Annotated in this window: 15 protein-coding genes; 7 read left to right on the forward strand and 8 right to left on the reverse strand. The window is 61.1% G+C overall.

The features are described from left to right. Positions 1-113: 113 nt before the first annotated feature. Complete coding sequence (cckA, locus tag O9X91_RS13605) at positions 114-2,702, reverse strand: cell cycle histidine kinase CckA (protein ID WP_142912159.1); 2,589 nt, start codon at positions 2,700-2,702, stop codon at positions 114-116. A 174-nt stretch (positions 2,703-2,876) separates the two neighbouring features. After that, a complete protein-coding gene (locus O9X91_RS13610) occupies positions 2,877-3,194 on the reverse strand; it encodes a hypothetical protein (protein ID WP_244614229.1) in 318 nt (105 codons plus the stop codon). 195 nt (positions 3,195-3,389) lie between these two features. Between O9X91_RS13610 and O9X91_RS13615 the strand changes: the two genes are divergently transcribed. Then, the gene (locus O9X91_RS13615; RefSeq protein WP_162520367.1) at positions 3,390-4,637 is read left to right on the forward strand and encodes a flagellar biosynthetic protein FliO; all 1,248 of its coding nucleotides are present in this window, start codon (positions 3,390-3,392) and stop codon (positions 4,635-4,637) included. A 111-nt stretch (positions 4,638-4,748) separates the two neighbouring features. Here O9X91_RS13615 and dksA read toward each other — a convergent pair whose 3' ends face one another. Beyond that, positions 4,749-5,168 carry an RNA polymerase-binding protein DksA gene (gene dksA / locus O9X91_RS13620; RefSeq protein WP_003496274.1) on the reverse strand — a complete coding sequence of 140 codons (420 nt, stop codon included), beginning with the start codon at positions 5,166-5,168 and terminating at the stop codon, positions 4,749-4,751. 302 nt (positions 5,169-5,470) lie between these two features. Between dksA and O9X91_RS13625 the strand changes: the two genes are divergently transcribed. The 4 genes from O9X91_RS13625 (at position 5,471) to O9X91_RS13640 (ending at position 9,320) form a co-directional block, all read left to right on the forward strand. Further along, positions 5,471-5,947, forward strand: coding sequence for a SixA phosphatase family protein (locus O9X91_RS13625; protein ID WP_244614236.1), 477 nt, complete (start codon positions 5,471-5,473; stop codon positions 5,945-5,947). A 128-nt stretch (positions 5,948-6,075) separates the two neighbouring features. Further along, positions 6,076-7,554 (forward strand): YcjX family GTP-binding protein, encoded by a 1,479-nt coding sequence (locus O9X91_RS13630; RefSeq protein ID WP_142912157.1) that lies wholly within the window; start codon positions 6,076-6,078, stop codon positions 7,552-7,554. Next, positions 7,551-8,630, forward strand: a complete 1,080-nt coding sequence (locus O9X91_RS13635) for a YcjF family protein (RefSeq protein ID WP_142912156.1) — start codon at positions 7,551-7,553, stop codon at positions 8,628-8,630. The genes O9X91_RS13630 and O9X91_RS13635 overlap by 4 nt, the downstream gene beginning before the upstream one ends. A gap of 129 nt (positions 8,631-8,759) precedes the next feature. Further along, entirely contained in the window at positions 8,760-9,320 is a 561-nt protein-coding gene (locus O9X91_RS13640) for a hypothetical protein (protein WP_077982391.1), read from the forward strand. A gap of 14 nt (positions 9,321-9,334) precedes the next feature. Here the strand turns inward: O9X91_RS13640 and folK are convergent, their stop codons facing one another. The 3 genes from folK to folP all read right to left on the reverse strand — a co-directional run bounded on the left by folK (position 9,335) and on the right by folP (position 11,081). Next, complete coding sequence (gene folK, locus O9X91_RS13645) at positions 9,335-9,850, reverse strand: 2-amino-4-hydroxy-6-hydroxymethyldihydropteridine diphosphokinase (protein WP_193559314.1); 516 nt, start codon at positions 9,848-9,850, stop codon at positions 9,335-9,337. A 4-nt stretch (positions 9,851-9,854) separates the two neighbouring features. Beyond that, a complete protein-coding gene (gene folB, locus O9X91_RS13650) occupies positions 9,855-10,220 on the reverse strand; it encodes a dihydroneopterin aldolase (RefSeq protein ID WP_063951134.1) in 366 nt (121 codons plus the stop codon). Positions 10,221-10,295: 75 nt separating this feature from the next. After that, positions 10,296-11,081 carry a dihydropteroate synthase gene (gene folP / locus O9X91_RS13655; protein WP_142912155.1) on the reverse strand — a complete coding sequence of 262 codons (786 nt, stop codon included), beginning with the start codon at positions 11,079-11,081 and terminating at the stop codon, positions 10,296-10,298. Positions 11,082-11,260: 179 nt separating this feature from the next. Between folP and O9X91_RS13660 the strand changes: the two genes are divergently transcribed. After that, a complete protein-coding gene (locus O9X91_RS13660; protein ID WP_137410232.1) occupies positions 11,261-11,887 on the forward strand; it encodes a DUF922 domain-containing Zn-dependent protease in 627 nt (208 codons plus the stop codon). 302 nt (positions 11,888-12,189) lie between these two features. Here the strand turns inward: O9X91_RS13660 and O9X91_RS13665 are convergent, their stop codons facing one another. Next, positions 12,190-12,510: a 2Fe-2S iron-sulfur cluster-binding protein gene (locus tag O9X91_RS13665; protein ID WP_003502527.1), complete on the reverse strand. Its 321-nt coding sequence runs from the start codon at positions 12,508-12,510 to the stop codon at positions 12,190-12,192. 130 nt (positions 12,511-12,640) lie between these two features. Further along, the gene (locus O9X91_RS13670; RefSeq protein ID WP_142912154.1) at positions 12,641-13,009 is read right to left on the reverse strand and encodes an Hpt domain-containing protein; all 369 of its coding nucleotides are present in this window, start codon (positions 13,007-13,009) and stop codon (positions 12,641-12,643) included. Positions 13,010-13,485: 476 nt separating this feature from the next. On the opposite strand from O9X91_RS13670, the gene O9X91_RS13675 reads away from it, so the two are divergent. Further along, complete coding sequence (locus O9X91_RS13675; RefSeq protein WP_142912153.1) at positions 13,486-19,818, forward strand: apolipoprotein A-IV repeat region-like domain-containing protein; 6,333 nt, start codon at positions 13,486-13,488, stop codon at positions 19,816-19,818. The last annotated feature ends 23 nt before the right edge of the window (positions 19,819-19,841 follow it).

Raw genomic sequence — 19,841 nt, forward strand, 5'->3', positions numbered from 1 at the left:
GCAGCGAGGACGCAGGAAAAAACGAACCTGTCGTCGAGGTGCATTTTTCAAGCCCGATGCCAATGGATGCGACAGGTCGCGGCGCAGCCGAATCCGGTTCGCCGCCGCGGACCTTATTCCTTTTCGTCGAGCATTTCTCGAACTGCGATGGCCAGTTGCTTGAGCGAGAAGGGCTTCGGCAGGAAACCGAACTTGGCGTCGGCAGGCAGGTTCTTTGCGAAGGCATCTTCGGCATAACCCGAAACAAAGATGAATTTTAGGTCCGGATAGGATTTGCGCAGTTCTCGCAACAGCGACGGACCGTCCATTTCCGGCATCACGACGTCGGAAACGACGATATCGACCTTGCCTTCCAACTCCTCCATCACCTCCAGAGCTTCGGTGCCGGAGCCGGCCTCGTGCACGGTATAGCCGCGGGTTTCCAGCATGCGCTTGCCGCCGCGCCGCACCGCTTCCTCATCCTCCACCAGAAGCACGACGGCGGATTTGCCGGTGAGGTCCAGCGGCTCTTCCTTCACCGGCTCGGCTGCGATGGCCGGAGCAAGCGCCGCTGCGCCGGGCTGCTGCCCGTTGTTCTGAACGGCCTCCACCACATGGCGCGGCAGGTAGATGCGGAAGGCGGTGCCCTTGCCCACCTCCGATTCGGGATAGATGTAACCGCCCGACTGTTTGACGATGCCATAGACCATGGACAGGCCAAGGCCGGTGCCTTTGCCGACTTCCTTGGTGGTGAAGAAGGGCTCGAAAATCTTGTCCATGATCTCCGGCGGAATGCCCGTACCGTTATCGGCGACTTCCACCATCACCATGTCCTCGGCCGGGAATTCCGGACGGCCAAGCGCTGCTATTTCCTTCGCGTCGACGTTACGCGTCCGGATGGTGATCTTGCCGCCGTCGGGCATGGCGTCGCGCGCATTGACGCAGAGATTGATGAGCACCTGCTCAAATTGCGAGAGATCCGTCTTCACGGGCCAGAGATCACGGCCATAATCGACCTCCAGCTTGACATTCGTGCCGGAAATAAGCCTGTCCACCAGCATGCGCAGATCGCCGATCACATCCGTCAGGTTGAGGATGGCCGGACGCATGGTCTGCTTGCGCGAGAACGCCAGAAGCTGGCGCACCAGCACGGCCGCGCGGTTGGCGTTGCGCTTGATCTCCATGAGGTCGGCGAAGCTCGGATCGGCAGGCCGCGCCTGTAGCAGAAGATGGTCCGACGACAGCAGGATGGCGGTCAACACGTTGTTGAAATCGTGGGCGATACCGCCGGCGAGTGTGCCAACGGCATTCATCTTCTGCGTCTGCGCCATCTGTGTCTCGAGCGCCTTCTGCTCCGTCACCTCGATGGCATAGACGATCGCCACTTCTTCCGGCGCTTCATCGTCCTGATCGATGACAGCGTTGACGTAGAATCGGAAATGCCGGCCTTCGTCGCTCGGGTGACGGGAATCGAAGGGGGCAATATCGCCCTGGCGGTCCTTTGCCTCGGCCAGCGCCTGCTCGAGCCTCGGCTTCTCATTGTCGTGAAGAATGGTCTCAAGCGCCACGCCGCGGTCGATATCATCGCGTCCGACGACGCCGGAAAACAATTTCAGGAAGGGCGCGTTGATCCGCAGGATACGGCCTTCGCCGTCAAGCGAGGCGATCGCCATCGGCGTATTGTTGAAAAAGCGGGTGAAACGCATGGCGGAGGAGGATTCCGTATCCTCCTGCCCCTTGGGGCGCTTCAGGACGATGGTGCGGCTCTCACCGGGCGCGCCATCCTTAGAGGTGACCTGATGCACGAGGCGAGCCGGCATGCTCTGCCCGTTCACCCGTCGCATGTCGAGGTCGAGGATTTCAGTGCGCTTCGCCGTGCCCTGCGGATGCACCGATTCGATAAGCGCCATGCCCTCGCCGGCGACGATATCGGAAACGGTCATGGAACCGGGTGAAAACTGTGCGAGATCGATGCCGAGCCATTCCGACAGGGTGGCGTTCAGATAAACGATCTCGCCCTTGCGTCCGGCGGAAAAGAAACCGGCCGGGGCGTGATCGAGGTAATCGATGGCGTTCTGCAATTCGCGGAAAAAGCGCTCCTGATCCTCGCGCTCCGGCGTGATATCGGCGATCTGGAAGACGTGCAGCCCCTCGCCGCCCGCATCCTTCAGCACCCGGCCCTTCAGCCTGTACCAGTGCGGACCCGCATTGGAATCCTCGCCCAGCGGCTTCAGCAACCGGAACTCTTCGTAGCCTTCGCGGCCTTCGCGCAGCACGTTGATGAGCCGGTAGAGCGCTTCGGTCGATTCCCGGCTGCGCGACAGGAGCGTTTCGAGACTCTGGATATCGCTCGCCTTGGTGGTGCCGCTCATCCGGCAATAGGTGGCGTTGGCGTAGACCATATGCCCCTTGGCGTCGGTGATGAGCGTGCCTTCCGGGTGCGCCGAGAGAAACCGGCGGGCAAGGCCGTCCGATTGCGACTGCGGCATGACCTCGATGAAACCGATGATTGACGAGACCAGAAAGAAAATGCCCATCATGGCCAGCACGCCGAGTATGCCGAGCACGATTTCGTTTTCCAGCTGATCCCTGAAATAGACGAAGGCGGCGGCGGCGGCGATCAGAACCAGCGCCAGAAGCAGAATGCGCAAGACGGTGCCGGAACGGGCGCGCCTGTCCACCAGCGGAAGGTCGTTGTCGCTTGTATCGCGCACCCGTGTCATCTTGGCCTCGCAGTCGTGCAGGTCGTCATTCGGTCAGCCCTATTCCCTTGACGGAATCGGACACTAAAATTTCTTGTAGCAACTCGCTTGACCGGCAAAAAGCTCCGCCAGGACACAAAGGCTTAAAAACGCACAGCGAAAACGGCCTGAAAGGTGTATAAAAGCCTTAAAAGACTACGGCCTGGTACAGGTCAACGCCTTTACCTGACATTGAATGCGTGGCGCGGAACAGACGATCTTGCCATCGGTGACGGTGCAAACCGAGCATCCGTCCGTGAAGTCGACACAGGAAGGATTGTCGCGCACGAACTCCGCCATGGTCGCTGCGCTATCCGGCGCCTTGTCTTCGGCCCACGCCATCGAAGATAGAAACGCGTAAAACGATGGCAACAGAAAAACAATACGCATCAAACGCAGCGCTAGGGAGCTATCGATGCGTAATGACTGGAACATCCCGGAACGCTCCTTCGGCAAAAGAATTGCAACTTTCACTGTCTTTCAGCATTGAAGGACGAGATCTGGCGCGTTGGTGGCGTCGTTACGGTTGAGGCGGCAATCCTGTGGGCGAAATCAATAAACCTTGTATCGGGCCTAAAAAAATCGTCTTTTCCTGCTTGATGTTCACATTATAAGAACCACGGCAATATTAATTGCCCAAGAAACGAAAAAGCCAAAAAATCTGAAGGGATGATCTCCATGATGGAAGATTTTATCGGCGCTTATGGAAACCGTCTCATCGTCGCCGTTGTTGGAGTGGGTGTGGCCCTGCTCATTCTGGCGATTGCGCTGTGGCTTCTGCGCAGACGCAGCGGTTCGGCCCCTTTCATTCGAGGCGGCCGCAACCGGCAGCCGCGCCTGCAGGTCCTCGATGCGACAGCCGTGGACGCACGCCGCCGTCTGGTGCTGGTGCGCCGTGACAATGTCGAGCATCTCGTCATGATCGGCGGCCCTACAGATATCGTCATCGAGAGCGGTATAGGCGCGATCCCCATTGTCAGGGACGTGCAGGAGCCGGAATTGAAGGCGCTCCCGCGCCAGGAAAGCGAGCAGAAGAGAGCCGAGCCGGCGATCCAGCAGGAACGTCGCCCCGCCCTGCCGCAACAGCAGCCCGTTGCGGCTGCGGCTCCCGTTTCCGTGCCTGAGGAACCCGTGAAGCAAGCACAGCGGCCGGAGCCGTCGGCACCTGCGCCGTCCCCGCGTCCAGCACCCGTTGCGGCGGCCGCCGCTCAGCTTCCTCCACGCCCATCGACCCAGCCGCAGCCCGTACGCACGCCTGCACCGGCGCGCGAAACCGCGCCGCCGGCACGACAGGCGGCACCCGAGCGGGAGACCGCGCGCGCCACACCGCCGCCGATACCGGTTGCAACGGCTCCGGTCGCTGCCGTCTTGCCGATGGCGGCGGCATCGCTCGACATGGCGGCGGCCCGAACGGAACCAAGGCGAGCCGAGCCCGTCGTGCAGGCTCCGGCGCCGGTCGCACCGCCGATACCTGCACCGGCGCCCGTCGAGGCAAAGGCGGAAGAACGGACTGCGGAACTCGCCCCGCCGGTCTTTGCCGCGCGAGAGCCGGTGATCGACCAGTCCATCGCCGCCGATTTTCTCGACGCTGCGCGGGAGCGCGTCCTTCCAGACCTGAAGCCGGGACAGACGACGCCGCCCGCACCTTTCCCGCCCAAGCCTGAAAATCCGGCAGTGGCTTCGAACGACGCCGAGCCGAAATTTTCCGATGAGCTCGCCAGCGATTTCGAAAGCTTCCTTGAGGCGGAGATCGCCAAGAGCAAGGCGGATAACGAACCGTCCATCGCCCCTGTCGGGGAAAAGCAGATCAAGCCGCAGCCAGCTTCCCCGCCTGTCACCGGCGCTTCACCGGATGGAGACATGCAGAAGGAAATGGCGCGTATCTTCGGGGAACTTTCCGTGACCCGCGACCGCTGACGGGCGCAGGTCTTCCGGTCAGAAATTTGAAATAGAAAAAGGGCACGGAAGCGATTTCCGTGCCCTTAATTTATTTGTCATGCGATTCGCCGACCTGCCGGCCGCAGCGCCTTATTCGTCGCGATAGACTTTTTCGCGACGCTCGTGACGCTCCTGCGCCTCGATGGAAAGCGTTGCAATCGGGCGGGCGTCCAGACGCTTGAGGCCGATAGGCTCACCCGTTTCCTCGCAGTAACCGTAAGTGCCGTCTTCGATCCGCTGAAGAGCCGCATCGATCTTGGAAATCAGCTTGCGCTGACGGTCACGGGCGCGAAGTTCAATCGCACGGTCCGTTTCGGAAGAAGCCCGATCGGCGAGATCAGGGTGGTTGGCGCTTTCTTCGGCGAGATGTCCGAGGGTCTCGCGCGCTTCTCTCAGGATGTCATTTTTCCAGGCGACCAGCTTCGCGCGGAAGTAAGCCCGCTGGCTGGCATTCATGAACTCATCGTCTTCCGAGAGCACATATTTGCTAAGATCGATCTTCTCACTCAACGCGATTCTCCTCGAAGAACATCTCAATGCGGCGGTGTATACTCCAATGATAGTCAACGATTCAAGTCTGCAGATCAGTTTTCAGGCATTTTTAAAACTGACACAAAAATCATCTAAATGACTATTTTTTATCCTTTATTCGTATTGAAGCGAACTCTTCTTCAATCACTTCAACGCGACTTACCAACAGGAAAGAGGACTTGCGGTCCTGCAACCCTATCCTGTAGCATTCAACCCGTGCCCTGACATTCGAACGCCGGTCCCCGCCCTTGACAGCATCTTCCCCGAGCCGAGTTTACCTTCTGCGTCACGCCAAGGCCGCTTGGGCGGCGCCGGGAGAGCGGGATTTCGACCGGGGATTGAACGAAGCGGGTTTTGCCGAGGCGGAGGTTATCGCCGACCTTGCCGCCGACCGGCGCTACCGTCCCGATCTGCTTCTGTCATCCACCGCCGCGCGCTGCCGGCAGACTACGCAGGCCTGGCAGCGTGCCTTCAACGAAGCCGTAAACATCTTCTACGTCGATGAGATGTATAATGCCCGCAGCGAGACCTATCTGTCGCTCATCGCCGCGCAGACGGAGGTGCAGTCGGTGATGCTGGTGGGGCACAACCCCACCATGGAAGCAACGCTGGAAGCCATGATCGGCGAGGATCTGCTGCATGCCGCCCTGCCCTCGGGTTTTCCCACATCGGGTCTTGCGGTTCTGGATCAGGACGACAGCGCTGCAAGCGGGAAAAACCGCTGGCGACTGATCGATTTCCTCGCACCGGGTAAATAGCTGCCGCCGCGGGCAACAGCGGCGCCGGCAGGCATCGCTGCCGAAAACCCGCTGGAGCGCTTCTTTTTTGGCCAGCCGCAACTTCCTATATGAAGCCGTGACCGTGAAAAACAGCCAGGAAACTGCCATTGCCGCCTTCCCTTACGTCCCTGACAGACAGCGCGTTGATCGCTCTCGACAATCTGGCCGACCGTGCGAGCAACCTCACCCATCCGACATTGCGGCTTGGCGTCACCGGCCTTTCGCGGGCGGGCAAGACGGTTTTCATCTCCTCCCTCGTCCATAACCTCCTGAATGGCGGCCGGTTGCCGCTGTTCGAGGCCATGCGATCCGGGCGCGTCTCGAATGTTCGCCTCGAGCCGCAACCGGACGACGCCATACCCCGCTTCCAGTATGAAGACCACATCCAGGCGCTGGTACGCGACAGGCTCTGGCCGGATTCGACACGGGCGATCTCGGAATTGCGGATAACGCTGGATTATCAGAGCGCCAGCGGTTGGGGCCGATGGTTTTCGGCCGGCAAGCTCTCCATCGATATCGTCGATTATCCCGGCGAATGGCTGCTCGATCTACCGCTTCTGTCGCAGGACTATAAACAGTTCAGCGACGCGACGGTCGCCCTTGCCGGGAGCGGCATCCGCGCCGAACTGGCGCAAGAATGGCTGGCTATCGCCTCCTCGCTCGACATCAACGCGCCCGCCGATGAAATGACGGCCCGTCGTCTGGCCGAAAGCTTCGCGGCCTATCTGAAGGCCTGCAAATCCGACGAGAGGTCGCTTTCCACCTTGCCGCCCGGCCGTTTCCTGATGCCCGGCGACCTGGAGGGATCGCCGGCGCTGACCTTCGCACCGCTTCCGGGCCTGACAGACGAAAAAGCGCCCAAGGGCTCGCTGCGCGCCATGATGGAACGGCGCTACGATGCCTATAAGTCGATTGTGGTCAAACCCTTCTTCCGCGAGCATTTCGCCCGCCTCGACCGGCAGATCGTGTTGATCGACACGCTGCAGGCCGTCAATCGCGGACCGGAAGCTGTTCAGGATCTGGAACGGGCGCTCGGCGATGTTCTTGCCTGTTTCCGCCCCGGCACCAACAGCCTGCTGTCATCGCTGATCGGCCGACGCATCGACAAGGTGCTGATCGCCGCCACCAAAGCCGATCACCTGCATCACGAAAGCCATGACCGGTTGGAGCGCCTGACCCGACGTCTGGTGGACCGCGCCATCACCACTATAGGAATGAATGGCGCCGGCATCGAGGTCATGGCGCTTGCCTCCGTGCGCGCCACCCGTGAGGCAAGCGTGCGGCAGGACGGCCACGAGCTTCCCGTCATCGTCGGCACGCCGATGGCGGGTGAAACCATCAATGGCGAGACGTTCGACGGCAATCGCAAGACGGCGATCTTCCCGGGCGACCTGCCCGACGATCCGGAACCGCTGTTCCGCAGCATCGACCAGGATGGCGACAAGGCGACACTGCCTGACGTCAATGTCGTGCGTTTTCGCCCGCCCAACATTGACGAGCCGGGCAGTGGCGGCATCCGGCTTTCCGTTCCCCATATCAGGCTCGACCGCGCCATGCAGTTCCTGTTCGGAGACAAGCTCGCATGAAGGTTCCCACACAAAACGATCCGCAGACACGCCGTCCCGCCGCTTTCTCGCTCGAGACCGAGGAGACGGCACGGCCGGCCGCCACACAAAAACGCGCGCCGCGCAGCTTCGACGCCGAGATTTCGCTGACGCCCGACGAGGACGATCCGTTTCTGGCGCCTGAGGAGATTGATGCGGCCACGCTGCCGGTGGCGTCTCCGAAGAAAAGCCGATTCTCCTTCGGCAAGCTTGCGCTCGGCGCGCTTGGCGTCCTGTTCTCGCTCGCCTTCGGGCTTTGGGCGGATCAACTCATCCGCAACCTGTTCTCCCGTTCCGACTGGCTGGGTTACACAGCCACTATCGCTCTTATTGTGGCGCTTTTCGCCGTTCTCGCCCTTGTCGGCCGCGAGGTCTTCGGCATCATGCGGCTCAACGCCGTGCAATCCTTGAAGGCCGATGCCGAGACGGCGACACTCGACAAGAGCCCGAAACCCGCACGCGCCATCGTCACCCGCCTGAATGCCGTCCTCTCCCACCGGGCTGAAACGGCAAAGGGACGTGCGGCGCTGAAGGAAACGGAAAACGACGTGATCGACGGCCCGCATCTGATCGAGCTTGCCGAACGTGAATTGCTCGTTCCGCTCGACCGGCAGGCCCGCGCCCTCATTCTCAATTCGTCCAAGCGCGTCTCCGTCGTCACCGCCGTCAGCCCGCGCGCGGTGGTCGATCTCGCTTATGTGCTGTTTGAAGTGACGCGGCTGGTGCGCGCCATGGCGGAGCTTTATGGCGGCCGTCCCGGCACGCTCGGCATGTTGAAGCTCCTGCGCGATGTCGTCGCCCATCTTGCCGTCACCGGCTCGATCGCCGTTGGCGACGGGCTTGCCCAGCAGGTTCTCGGCCATGGCCTTGCCTCGAAACTCTCCGCCCGCCTCGGCGAAGGCGTCATCAATGGCCTGATGACGGCGCGAATCGGTATTGCCGCCATGGACCTTTGCCGTCCGCTTCCGTTCAGGGCGGTGAAGCGGCCGGGCATCGGCGATTTCATGTCCGACCTTACACCTGATTTAAGCGGTGGAAAAAACACTGAAAGAGCCTGATCCGCCGGGCATTCGCGGTTCAAAAGGTTACGGATGAAGCCGTAAATGAGAGCGAAATAAACCAAGCATTAACCATTCCACCGGTAGATTGCAGCCTATCGAACAGGCTTCTTCGCCGGGGAAAGTATCATGTATTCGCGCTTCTTTTCGCTTGTGGGCGGGCTTGCCGCCATTTTGTCCGTCAGCGGCGGTTTCGGCATGTCTGATGTGCAGGCAGCATCGCGCGATCGCGACGACGTGTTCTTCCGCTCGGTCGCCGGTGTCTGGAAAGGCCCGGGCGAAATCGTCGCCGGCAAATACAAGGGGACGAAGTTCACCTGCGATCTGACGGGCGAACCGCTCGACGACAAGCAGACCGGCATCAAGCTCGGCGGCACCTGCCGCGTCGGCGTCTTCAGCCAGCCCATGTCGGCCGTTATCAGCCAGAAGGGCAATTCTTACGAGGGCAAGTTCCTCGACGGCGCCGAAGGCAAGGGACTGGACATCACCTCAGGTCAGGTCAGCGGCGACAAGGTCGTCGTCGGCATCAATCGCGCCAAGCTGAATGGCGCGATGGTCGCACGCGTCTCCAAAGACAATTCGATGAATATCACAATTTCCGTCAAGGTCGCCGATCAGATGATTCCGGTCATCGGTGTGACGCTGGCGCGCGATATAGACCAGCTCGCCGTCGGTTCGATCAAGCCCTAAAAGCCCTACTCTTCTCAGCCATCGCCAAGCTGGAGTGTCCACCACTCCCGTTTTTCGTTTGCGCTGACAATGCCGGTCTTGTCCGCCTGCTGAAGCCATTCCCGCACGGGCTTACCTTTTACCTCGAGGTCGGGCGCGATATCGGCAAGCGGCATCAGCACGAAAGCGCGCTCCGCCATGCGCGGATGCGGCACTTCGATGCTCTCTGTAACGATAATATCATTCCCATAGGTCAACACATCGATATCGATGGTACGCGGTCCCCAGCGTTCCGTTCGCACCCGCTTCATGCCCCTTTCGATATCGAGGCAGAGTTGCAGCAGCGCCGGCGCAGTCAGCGACGTTTCTACGAGGGCGCAGCAATTGAAGAAATCCGCCTGATCGGTCTTTCCCCAGGGCGGCGTGCGGTAGAGGCCGGAAACAGCTTGTACCCGGCAATCATCATGCGCGTCGAGTTCGCGCAGCGCCCGCGCCATGGCGGCAGTGGGATCGCCGATATTGCCGCCGAGGCCCAGTGCGGCGACGGTCATCTTTTCAGGCACGGTGTTCAACACTCACCTGCGCATAGTCGAGAATTCCGGGAACCGGCGCCGAGGGTTTACGCACCGTGATCTTGAGCCAGACGATCTGCGGATAACGGGCGCGCAGCGCCTTGGCGATATCGTTCGCCAAAGCCTCGATGAGATAACGACGCTGCCCGACGACGATTTTTTCGATGACGGCGAAGGCCACCCCATAATCGACGGTATTTTCGATATCATCGGTTTCCAGCGCATCACCTGCTTCGACCTCCATCTCGGCATCGACGAAAAAGCGCTGGCCCAGCACCTCCTCCTGCTCGAGAAGGCCATGACGGGCGAAAAAGGAACAGTTTTTCAGGATGATGGTATAGCGGCTCATCGCATCGCCTCCATGGCAGGATTGTTCACCTGAAAGCCGCGCATCTTCGGACACGGCATTCCGGCACTCATTAATCTACGCATCGGCCTTTGCCGACGATTTGGCAAGAACCGCATCGGCAATAGCCAATGCATCGCGGGTAGCGGCGACATTATGCACGCGAAAAATCGAAGCACCCGCAAGCCTCAGGATCGCGGTGGTCGCAGCCGTTCCGATATCGCGTTCTTCCGCCACATCCCTGCCAGTCAGCGACCCGATGAAACGCTTGCGCGACGTGCCGGCAAGAACCGGCAGGCCAAAAGCGGCAAGTTCCGCGAAACGGGCCATCAGCGCGACATTTTCGCTTTCATCCTTGGCAAACCCGAAACCGGGATCGAGCACCACGGCGTCGCGGGCAATGCCTGCATCCTCGGCTATCTCGAGAGAGCGATTGAGGAATTCGAACTGGTCGGCGATGACATCGGCAAGCTTCTGCCGGTCGCGGCCGGTATGCATGATGCAGACACCGGCGCGGGTGGCAGCAACCACGCCCGCCATGTCAGGGTCCTTCTGCAGGCCGAAGACGTCATTGACGATATGTGCGCCCGCTCCAATTGCCAGCCTTGCCGTCGACGCACGATAGGTATCGACGGAAATCAGCACATGGGTCTCGCGGCGCAATTTCTCGATGACCGGCAGCACCCGGTCCTGTTCCTCTGCCTCCGTGACAGCGGCAGCACCCGGCCGCGTGGATTCGCCGCCGATATCGATGATGTCAGCCCCCTCTTCCACGCAGGTCAGCGCATGGGAAAAAGCCGCATCGACGGCGAGATAACGGCCGCCATCGGAAAAGGAATCAGGCGTTGCGTTGACGATGGCCATAATACGGCCACGCCCATCAAGTTTCAGGGAGCGACCATGGGCCGCTTGCCACGCGTTGCTGCCGACTGTTATCACGTAACACGCGCCTTTCGGGACTAACGGAGTGTTATGCCAATTGTTATAAGTTCCGCTCCGCCTATGCAGCAAACCTTTTTCGAGTTCAACCGGAAGGCCGGGTCATGACCAAATCATCACGTGCTCTTTGCGCCGCTTTAGCGGCCGCACTGGCGCTTTCCCTGCCCGGATCGGCTTCTTCCGAAACAATCGTCCGCAAGACCTATTCCTATTTTTCGATCAGCGGCAAAACCGCCGCCGATCTCGACCAGCAGCTTTCCAGACATGGTCCGCTGACGCGCAATACCGGCGCGCGCCATCCTGGCGCCACCGAAATCAAATTCGGCGGCGAGCTCACTTATGTGGAAAAAAACGGCCTTTGCAGCGTCGGAACCGCCAAAGTAGTGTTGAACACTCGCATTCTCCTGCCGAAATGGAAAAACCGCCGCCGCACCACGGCGGAACTGGCCTTCATCTGGGATACGCTGCTTGCCGATATCAAACGCCACGAGGAGCGCCACGCGGAAATCGCCCGCACCCATGCTCGCTCGCTTGAAAGGCAGCTGACGGGGCTTCGGCCGCAGAAAAGCTGCGAGACGCTGCAGAAAATGGTCGGTAAGATCACCCAGACGGTGATGGACGAACACGACCGCGATCAGTTGCGCTTCGATGTGGTGGAATCAAAAAATTTCGATGCCCGCATGACCCGGCTTTTGAAGAACCGGCTCGAACAGGGTCAGAACCGCCGCTGATCGGTCTCACACCCTATGCCATTCGCTTCACATCGAGCACGGACATGACGTTACGTCATGTCCGATATCACCCGTGAATTCTCGTCATGGTGCCGTCGCCAAGACTCATTGTACGTTCTTCGTACGGTATGGGATCATTCGGCCAAGCGGCTTGAGGCTCCAGCCGTCTCCGGTTCTCCCGGTGCGCACTTGAGGGCTCGCAGGTGTTTCCTCCCTCGCCTGCATGCTGCGTACCCGCCTCGCCCCGCTCCCCGCTACCAGGTGAGCGGGGCTTTTTCTGCGTTTAGCAATGACGAAATATTTCAGCCCTGACGTTCGGGAACATGGACGACGAGACCATCAAGCTCGTCGTTCATCTTGATCTGACAGGAAAGGCGCGAGGTTGGGCGCACGTCGAAAGCAAAGTCCAGCATGTCCTCTTCCATCGGTTCCGGTCCGCCGACGCGCTCAGCCCAGGCGTCGTCGACATAGACATGACAGGTCGCACAAGCGCAGGCACCGCCGCATTCCGCATCGATGCCGGGAATGGAGTTGCGCACCGCATTCTCCATGACGGTGGAGCCGTTGCTCACGTCGAGTTCATGGGGCGTGCCGTCAAAGGCAACGATGGTCAGTTTTGTCATGCCGGAAATCCAAAATGTGATCTAAGAACTGTTCTAAACACATAGAAAGGCCGGTCCGCCTTGGCAACCCGCTTCAAGGGCGCGCAGACGCAACCGGCCTTGCAAAATGACAAATTTGATGTGTTACGCCTCAGCGGCAAAGCTTGAGGATGAAATTTTCAGCTTCGACAATGGCCGCCGCAAGTTTTGCAATCGCCGCGCTGTCATTGCCCTTGTCCTCCACCACGGCCGCGGCCGCGGAAACGGCGGAAGCGCCGACGGCCTGGGCCGACCCTTTAAGACGGTGCGCTGTTGCCATGACGGCCTTGTCATCGGCGTCCGCCATGTCATGCAGGGCGGCGCGGGCGTTGCGGCTGAAAAGTTGCAGCACCTCGATCTCCAGATCCTTGTCGCCCATTGTCTGGCGGGCAAGATGATCGAAATCGATAGGTTTTTTACCGGCGGCGGGTGCGCCGCCGCAATTGTCGGGAGCTTCGAAAGCAATACTGACCGCTGCCATGAATGAAATTCCTGTCTCGCCGTTTCCTGTTTCGTGTCACATCTGTGTCGTATTCACGCATCCGGACCGCTGCTATCGGCTTAAATTACGGCGTGACGCAGGCGAAAATCTTCTGCTATGGTTAATTTATGTTAAACTTATGCGAAACAAGGCGTTCAGCGTGAAACTCAGGTTTAAAAACTGTTAAAAAGCCGACACTTCGCCGCCGTCGCAAATCCGCATTAATTGTTTCGAACACCTAAATGTGTCACTACGGTACTGCCGTTCTCACAGGGCTTAAGCTCAAGCTTTGTTATTACGGCACAGTGATGTAATTTCGCCCGAAAGCTGGACCACCAGCAATTCGGGATTTGGTAAGTGGCGGAACTGCCCTCTCTTGAGGGAAAGTTTCGTTGGCATGATGGCGGCAGTCCGCTTGCGGAACGCAAGTGGTCAACGGCATGAAGCCGGGCGTATGTGTAACGAGGCGTAACCGCATGGCGAATAACAAGATCAGCGACTCTGTCGACGAGACTGCATTTCAGGCATTGGAAGATGCCTTGCAGCTTGGCGCTTTCGAAGAAAAGCCGGAGACGCAGAAAACTGCAAAGCCGAAGCAGCCGGAGGCCAGAGTGAAGGAAGCAAGCAGACAGACCCCTGCTCCCGAGGCCGCCCGCGCGCCTGCCGAACAGACGCCCAGATCCCCCAATCTCGAAGCCGCCAATGACGGCTCCAAGCGCAGCCCGGCGATGATCCTGAAATCGCTGGAAGGCGGCTCCATCGGCGGCGCATTGCGCAACGCCACGATCATGTCGGTCATCTGGGCGCTTGGCGGCCTTGGCATCGCCCATCTTCTTTACGGCAATGCGCTTTGGAACATCGGATCGGTCGCCGATCTCACCGCGATCCCCGGACTGATGGCGATCGTCGTCGGCATTCTCGTTCCCGTCATGCTGTTCTTTGCCTTTGCGATCATGATGGCGCGCGCCCGCGATCTGCGAAATGCCGCCCGATCCATGGCCGAAGTCGCCCTTCGCCTCGCGGAACCGGAAACGGTCGCGTCCGACCGCATCATGTCCGTCGGCCAGGCGGTTCGCCGCGAAGTTTCGGCCATGAATGACGGTATCGAGCGCACCATTGCGCGAGCGACGGAACTCGAAACCCTCGTTCATTCCGAAGTCAATGCGCTTGAGCGCAGCTACGCCGACAACGAACTGCGCGTGCGCAGCCTCGTCCAGGAACTGACCGCCGAGCGCGACGCTATCGTCAACCATGCCGAGCGCATCCGCTCCTCCATCGTCGGCGCGCAGGAACAGATCAAGGAAGAATTGTCCATCGTCGGCGAAGAGCTTTCGATGCGGATCGCCACGACCGGCGAGGCCTTTGCCTCGATGATCGACACGCGCTCGGCCGCGCTGCTCGAAAAATCGCGCGCTTCGACCGAAGCGATGGGCAGCCTGATCGCCGCCAAGACCGAAAATCTGTTGCAGGCGTTGAACTCCTCCGGCTCGACGATATCAAACGAATTCGACATGCGTCTTCATAACCTCACCTCGACGCTGGACGAGCGCGGTGAAGTGCTGCTGGAGCGTTTCGCGATCCATGCATCGACGCTGGATAGCGGCGTGGAAAGCCTCAACAGCGCGCTTGAGGAGCGCACCCGTCAGCTCAACGAGACGCTGTCGACGCGCACACTGGAACTCAACCGCAATATCGAACGCGGCCAGCAGGTCATCGGCGGCTCGCTGGATACGGTTCTCGACAAGCTGTCCACGACGCTTGAGGAAAAGGGCCTGTCCTTCCGCCAGAGCCTGCAGAGCACCGCCGACGATGCTATCATGGATCTCGATCTTCGTTCCGGCCTCTATGAAGAGCGCATGCAGGCGACGGTCGGCCAGGTCAATTCGGCCTTCGACGAGCATGTGGCGCAGTTTGCCAGCGCCTTCGACCAGCGCGCCGGCAGCCTCGACAGCAAGTTGATGGAAAGCCTCGCCCGCATCAACGAAACCGTTGCCGGCGGCTCCGAAGCGCTTGACACCATGCTGAATGTCGGTCTTGAGCGGATCGGCACCACCATGACCGACCAGTCGCTGGCGCTCGCAACCGCGCTGGGCACGGGTCAGGAAATGCTGGAAAGCGCGCTTGACAGCCGGACCCAGGCCTTCAGCGATGCCATCGGCCAGCGCACTGCCGAAATCACCGATGCCTTCGCCAATTCGCATGCGAAGATCGACACCGTTCTGGCGGAACGCAGCAACGCCCTGTTCGGCGCGCTTTCGGCCAGCCAGGACCGTTTCGACGAAGCGCTCGCCAGCCGCTCCCTCGCCATTACCGGCGCGGTTTCCGGCACGGCCGAACACCTCGCCGCGATGCTCGACGAACGCGCCGCTGCGATCAACAGCGTTGTTGCCGATGTGGAACGCCGTCTTGCCGAAACGCTCGAAACCCGGGCAGCAGCCATCACCGGCGCGGTTTCCGGCATAGAAGACCGCATCTCCGACACGCTGGAAAGCCGCACAGCTGCGCTGCATGACGTCGTCTCCGGCGCGGAAAGCCGTATCGCCGAGACGCTCGACGGCCGCACCGCCGCTCTTTCCAGCGCGATTTCCGGTGTCGAGGAGCGTATTGCCGACACGATGGACAGCCGCACGCTGTCGCTCGACATGACCTTCGCCAATGTCGAAGAACGGCTTTCGGAAACGCTCGACAACCGCACGTCTGCCCTCACCGGCATTGTCGCGAGCGCTGAGGAAAAAATTGCCGGCGCGCTCGACAGCCGCACGGCCACCTTCGGAGACGTGGTAGCGGGTGCGGAAACCCGTATCGCGGAAACGCTGGACGGTCGCACAGCCGCTCTCAACGCCGTTGTTTCGGGTGCCGAGGAACGCATCGCCGATGCGCTCGACAGCCGTACCATGGCTCTTGACATGACATTCTCCGGCGCGGAAGAAAAAATCACCGAAGCGCTCGACACGCGCACTGCGGCCCTTGGCGAACTCGTGGCCGGTGCCGAGATCCGGATTGCCGGCGCGCTCGACAGCCGCACAGAGTCGCTGAAGACTGTCGTGTCCGGCGCCGAAGAGCGGATCACAGATGTGCTCGACAGCCGCACCATGGCGCTCGATATGAGCTTCTCCGGTGTCGAAGAAAAGATCGCCGATATTCTCGATGGTCGCACAGCCGCTCTCAATAACGCCGTTGCCGGTGTTGAGGACCGCATCGCCGGCGCTCTGGACACGCGTACTGCTGCACTTTCCGGCATTGTTTCCGGTGCCGAGGAACGCATCGCCGATGCGCTCGACAGCCGTACCATCGCGCTCGACATGACGATTTCCGGTGTCGAAGAGCGGATCGCCGAAGCCATGGATGCGAGAGCGTCGTCGCTCTCGCTTGCGGCGGCCGGCGTTGGCCAGCGTCTGGAAGCCACCGCATTCACGCTTGAAAACGCGCTGGCCAGCGGCCACGATCGCCTGGAAACCATGCTCGGCTCGCAGGCCGAGCGCATTGCCGGTTCGCTGGAGCGCAATAGCGGCCTGATCGAACAGAGCGTCTCGGGCGCGGCCGACCGCATCGAAAGTGTCGTCGAAGACGGCAGCAGCCGCTTTGCCCAGACAGTGGAAGAAGGCGTCTCGCGTCTCGAAAGCAATCTGTCGCAATCGCATGAGAATATTCGCACCGCGCTCGACCAGCGTCAGGCGGACCTTGCCGCGACGCTCAACTCCGCCACGGCCCAGATGGGCGACATGCTTTCCGAGCAGGCGATGATGATCGGCACCACTGTCGCCTCCAGCGCCAGCATGCTGGAACTGTCGCTCGAAACCCAGCAGGAAGCGCTGCAGAAGACGATTGACGGCAGTGCTGCGACGCTGGAAGAACGTCTTCGCAACAGCGCCGGCGATATCGCCGTCAAGATCGGCGAAGCAGCCCGCGAAATCGGCGGGGCCACCGACGCCCTCTCCAACCGCATCGAAACCTCAATCGGCAATGTCAACACCCGTCTCGACGAGACCGGCGCACGCATCGAGACCTCGCTCGATACGTTGCAGGCACGCGTCGGTGGCGATCTGGCCAATGTGAACACCTCAATCGAGGATGCCGGTCGCCGCTTTGCCGAAGCGCTGGAAGACAAAACGGCCGTGTTCGCCCGCACCAGCGACGAGGCAGCCGAGCGCATCACCGGCATTCTGGACGAGCAGACCACGCGCGTCGCAGACACGTTCGAAAGCCGCACCAGCCGTCTGGCGGAAACCTTCGATAGCGGCACGGCCCGCATCGATGAGCGCCTCGGCACTATGGACCGGGCGCTGACCATCGGTCTCGAAAATGTCAACCGCACCATTGAAGGCAAGGCGACTGATCTAGCGCTGAGCCTGCGCGGCGCGGTCACCTCGGCCACCCAAAGCATCGGCGACGAAGCGGCCCGCTCCTCCGCCCTGCTCTCGAAATCCGGCTCGGAGTTTGCAGAACAGGTGCAGGCGCAGAACGAAGCCTTCACCAAGGCCATCGAAGAGCGCTCCGGCGAGATCGTCAACCGCATTTCCGATGCGCAGACCCGTCTCTCCGGCCAGGCCGCCGCCGTCGCCCAGACCTTCTCCGAAGCGGGCAACATCATCGTCAACAAGGTTGCCGAGGCTGAAGCCGTCGTCCGCTCTCAGGTCGGCGTCATCTCCGAAACGCTGACGGGCGTTGAATCCGCCCTCGACGCGCGTGGCGAATCCATTCGCTCGGCGCTTGATAACCGCACCCGCGAACTCAACTCGATGCTGGCTAGCCGCTCCGCCGAACTTTCGCGCCTGATCGAAGAGAAGGCGAAGCCCGTCGTCGACGAATATGCCACCATCGGTCGCGAAGCCGCCGAGAAGATCGTTTCCGCAGCCCAGCAAAGCGCAGATCTTCTGTCGCAGAGCAACAGCGGCATGGTCGGCATGGTGGAACAGGCGATCAGCGATTACGCCGCTGCCGGAACGGATGCGGCCAGCAAGCTGGTCGCCGCCACCCGCCAGAGCACCGACATGCTGTCGGAAACCCATACGGCCATGGCGGACGCCGTCGAACAGGGCATCGACAAATATGCCCGCGCCGGCAGCGATGCGGCCAACAAGCTGGTTGCCGCCACCCGCCAGAGCACGGATATGCTGTCGCAGACCCATAACAGCATGGCGGAAATCGTCGAACAGTCGGCAAGCAACTTCAACTCCGCTGTCGAGCGCGCCGCACAGGGCTTCGGCGCGGCAGATGAAGCGCTGAACGCCTCGGCGACCCGCTTCTCGGAATCCGCCTCGCAGGCCGCCGACATGGTCTCCAGCTCCAGCCGTCTGCTCGAAGGAAAAATCGACCGCCTGTCGAATATTTCCGGCCAGACACTGGCGCAAGTCGCCGGCATCGTCGGCCGCTTCGAGGAACATTCGAAGGTGCTGAGCCAGGCTTCCGAGCTTCTCAATGCGGCACAGTCGAGCCTCGTCGGCACGCTGGAAGAACGTCAGGATGCGCTTCGCAGCCTGTCCGTCGGCCTCGTCAAGCGCTCCGAGGAAATCGAAAGCGCCATGCGTAACGTCGTCGGCGTGGTGGAAAACACCCTCAACGAGGCCGAGGAGCGTTCGCAGAATGTCGCCGGCAATCTGCGTGACAATCTGCAGGCGTCCTTCTCCGATATCGGCCGTTCGCTTGATGAAACGGAACAGCGCGCCCGTTCGGCGGCCCAGACAATGCGGGGCGCCCTGCTGTCGGCCGGTCAGGATGCCAGCCGTTCGATCGAAAGCACGCTCTCCGACGCGCAGAAATATTCCGACGAGCTGGTCAACCGCCTGCGTGGTGGTGTCGAATCCTCGCTGTCGGAAGTCGACAATCTTCTGGGCACCGCTTCGGAAAAATCGAATGCCGCCGCAGCCAACCTCAAGGAAACATTGCGTCAGGCCGTCGAGGACGCTGTCAGCCGCTTTGCCGGCGCGACGGACGAAATCCGCCGCTCCAGCCACGATATCCGCCGCGAGCTGGATGCGACCCGCGCCGAACTGAAGCGTGGCGCTTTCGACCTGCCGGAAGAAGCCAAGGAAAGTGCGGCCGCCATGCGCCGCGCCGTTTCCGAACAGATCAAGGCGCTTCAGGATATTTCGCAGCTCGTCGGTCGTTCGACCCACCAGATGGAAGTCTCCGAACCGGTCGCCCGCGCCATTGCTGCGACCCAGCCGGCAACCGAGCGCCGTGTCGAGACGCGTCCGCAACCGGCAGCCCCGGCTCCCGTTCAGCAGCGCCCGGCCCAGCCGCAACCGGCCCCCACCTTGCGTGGCGCGCTGCCGCTCGAAAACCGTCAGGCACCCGCCCCGGCACAGCCGGTCGCAACTAACCCTGCCGGACGCCGTGAAGAAGGCGGCGGCTGGATCAGCGATTTGTTGCGCGGCGCATCACAGGAAACGCCAGCGGCGTCCGCACCTCGCGCCGGCGCAGAACAGCAGCCCACCCGTGCGGCCGACACCCGCAATCCGCGCCACATGGTGGAATCGCTGAACTCGCTCTCGGTCGACATCGCCCGCGCCATCGATCACGACGCCTCCGTGGAGCTGTGGCGTCGCTACCAGCGCGGCGAGCGTGACGTCTTCACCCGTCGCCTCTACACGCTGAAGGGTCAGACGACCTTCGACGAAATCAAGCGCAAATATGAGCGGGAAGCGGAATTCCGCACCGCCGTGGACCGCTACATTACCGATTTCGAGAAGCTGCTCGCCGACGTGGCTCGCACAGACCGCGACCGTACAGTCACGCAGTCCTACCTCACCTCCGATACCGGCAAGGTCTATACGATGCTTGCCCACGCGGCGGGCCGGTTCAATTGACGAAGGGGAACGCGGAGATGGAT

This window comes from Agrobacterium salinitolerans (genome assembly GCF_027498475.1).
Classification (GTDB): domain Bacteria; phylum Pseudomonadota; class Alphaproteobacteria; order Rhizobiales; family Rhizobiaceae; genus Agrobacterium; species Agrobacterium salinitolerans.